General features: G+C 37.1%; 1 protein-coding gene. It reads left to right on the forward strand.

Annotated elements, in window-relative coordinates; all coding sequences use genetic code 11:
- Positions 1–2 precede the first annotated feature (2 nt).
- A partial coding sequence (gene brnQ2, locus AC1DJR_RS31600; protein WP_477004429.1) for a branched-chain amino acid transport system II carrier protein BrnQ2 occupies positions 3–938 on the forward strand: 936 nt, incomplete at its 3' end.

The raw sequence follows: 938 nt of genomic DNA on the forward strand, positions 1-938 counted from the left end.
ATATGCGTACAACTTTAAAACCAGCGCAAATACTTTCGATTAGTTTATTACTATCCGCAGTTTTCTTCGGTGCTGGTAATATGATTTTCCCGCCTCTTCTCGGTCTTTCTTCCGGAGAAAATATGTGGGTTTCCATTACAGGATTTATTATTACAGATGTCGGTTTATCTTTACTAGCTATCGTCGCTGTTGCCCTTGCWGGYGGTAGTTTTAATACTTTAGCGAGCCGTGTTCAYCCAAAATTCGCAGCARTATTCGCYATCATTATTTATCTTTCMATCGGCCCACTATTTGTTATTCCACGAACTGGAWCTGTATCTTATGAAATTGGGATTGCACCACTTTTCCCAGATCAATGGTACTCTATGTTAGTTTTTAGTGCGATTTTCTTTATAGTCGTCTACTTCTTATCGTTAAATCCATCCAAATTAGTAGATCATATCGGAAAAATATTAACGCCAATTTTGCTTGGAATTATTGCAATTATGGCAACAAAGGCGATTCTTTCACCAGTATCGTTCGCAGAACCTGTTGGTGACTATAAAGAAATCCCATTTTTCACAGGATTTCTCGAAGGCTTTTTAACATTAGATGCAATCGGAGCTCTCGTATTATCAACAATTGTTGTAAATGCAATTCGCCAAAACGGTATACAAGATAAGAAATCCATTGCGAAATATACAATTATTTGCGGAAGCATTGCGGCTCTTTTCTTAACAATTGTTTACTTCTTACTAGGTTATATCGGCGCTTCAAACGGAAACTTAGGACAATTTGAAAATGGCGGTCAACTATTAGCAACTGTTATGTATCAATTCTTTGGGACAAGCGGTAACATTTTATTAAGCATAGCGATTATAGCTGCTTGTTTAACGACTGCAATCGGTGTTGTAAGTGCATTCGCCAACTATTTCACAACAGTATTAACAAATGTTTCA

The organism is Bacillus sp. 05T31 (genome assembly GCF_056396725.1).